We start from the raw sequence: 1,913 nt of genomic DNA, 5'->3' as shown, positions 1-1,913 counted from the left end.
CCCCCCCCTTTGAATTACTCGATAACCGCTGCTTTCGTTTTCTTCTGGAGTTGACCGCTTTTCAGCTTATCTTTCAGTCGATAACTTTGGCCGCTGATTTGCGCGATATGTGCATGGTGAAGCAGCCGATCCAGCATTGCCGCCGTCAGCGTCTCGTCATCACCAAACGTGCCGGACCACTGCGTAAACGGCAGGTTGCTGGTCAGGATCACGCTACCTGACTCATACCGTTTAGCGACAACCTGGAAGAACAAGTTCGCCTCCATTTTGCCGAACGGCAGATATCCCACTTCGTCGATGATCAACAATTTAGGCTTACCTACGACGCGGTTCAGGTAGCCCTTCAGATCACCCTGACGGTGTGACGCCATCAGTTGCAGCATCATGTCGGCGGCGGTGATGAACCGAATGCTTAACCCCGCCATCGCGGCTTTATAGCCAATGCCGGTCGCCAGGTGCGTCTTGCCGACGCCAGAAGGCCCGAGCAGGACAACGTTCTCCTGACGTTCTATAAATGCCAGACCCGCCAACTCCTGGATCTGGCTTCGTGGAACGCCACTGGCATAGGCGTAATCGAACTGTTCCAGTGTTTTTATCACCGGCAGGCCTGATAACCGCAAAATGGTCTGGCGACGCCGTTCGTTCAGGCCATCATGCTGGAGCTGCAAAACGGCTTCCAGGAAGTCGGCATGTGTGCCGCTGTTGTCGATGGTCGTCTGTGCAACACCCGGCCACTCTGCCGGCAGGCGGTCGAGCTTGAGTTGCTCGCAGAGCGCGGCAATACGATCATGCTGAAGGTTCATGCTGGCACCTCCAGCAAAGCCTGATACGTTGCCAGAGAATGTTGCAGGCTCTCGGTCGGCACCGGACGCTGCTTGGGCGTTGGGACGGGTGCAGGCAATGCCAACATCACCTTCGGTAACGGCAATAATGCTGCGCGTTCGCGCGGCATGCGCTGCTCAGGCGGTACGCCTGTGGTGCCATGCACTCGCGTGTTCGCGACGGTGACCAGCCACTCGCCAATGCGTGCGTTGGCGGCGGGGACATCCAGTACCAGCCCGGCCTGCCGGAAGGTCGCGGTAAGGGGCACGATAAAGCTGTTCTTGAGGTAATGGTTAAACCGCTCAACCTTGCCCTTGGTCTTGGCGCGATAGGGGCGGCAGACCTTGGGAGTAAAGGCATACTTCTCAGCGACGTGCATCAACTGCGGGTTCCAGCGATGCTTGCCGGGGCCGTAGACATCGCGCTCAATGATGATGGCCTTGGCGTTGTCGAACAGCAGCTGATGCGGCGTCCCGCCGAAGAACCTGAGCGCAGACTCAATGCCGTCACACCAGGCAGCGGAGTCCTGGTTGCTGTAGAACTTGACGAAAGTGGCACGGCTCCAGCCCAGCGTGGCGACGAAGGCCAGCAATGGGTTATGACCGAGTCTGATGATGGTGAAATCAACCTGCATCTGAAAGCCCGGCTCGGTCTCGAAGCGCGTTACCTCTTCGGTGACGGGCTGCTTCATGGGGTGCAGGAAAGCGGTCAGCATGCTGTAACCGCCATCGTAACCCCGCAGCCGGATCTCGCGCAGCAGCACACTGGCGGGTATCCACTGTGGCCTGGCAGCGGCCACGCGTTCAAGGATATAAGGCTTGAAGGGGTCAAGCTTGCAAGGTCAGAGGGCGCGAGGCTTGTAGTGCATATCCGCTACGGGCAGCGGGCTACGAATATATCTGCGCACGGTCTCGCGAGAGCATGAAAGCTGACGCGCGATGGCGCGTATCGACATGCCCTGACGGTGTAAAACACTAATCTCCACTCTGGTCTCCAATGTCATCATTGGCAGTGCCTTAAAACTGCCATTTTTACCCTAGGTGGGTCAGATTAACATCGGCAGGTGGGCCAGTTTTACATCGGTAGCGACA

General features: G+C 57.7%; 1 protein-coding gene and 1 pseudogene. Both read right to left on the bottom strand.

All coding sequences use genetic code 11. The annotated features are described in order from the left end of the window. Positions 1–14: 14 nt before the first annotated feature. A complete protein-coding gene (gene istB / locus U869_RS0119425) occupies positions 15–803 on the bottom strand; it encodes an IS21-like element helper ATPase IstB (RefSeq protein WP_025123039.1) in 789 nt (262 codons plus the stop codon). Beyond that, positions 800–1,828: pseudogene (gene istA, locus U869_RS29550) on the bottom strand (IS21 family transposase). The gene istB and the pseudogene istA overlap by 4 nt, the downstream one beginning before the upstream one ends. Between the last annotated feature and the right edge of the window lie 85 nt (positions 1,829–1,913).

Origin of the sequence: Serratia sp. H1w, from assembly GCF_000633355.1 — a bacterium.
In the GTDB taxonomy this organism is placed as follows: Bacteria; Pseudomonadota; Gammaproteobacteria; order Enterobacterales; family Enterobacteriaceae; genus Chania.
Note: the sequence above shows the minus strand (reverse complement) of the source record. Positions and strands in the feature narration are given on the sequence as shown.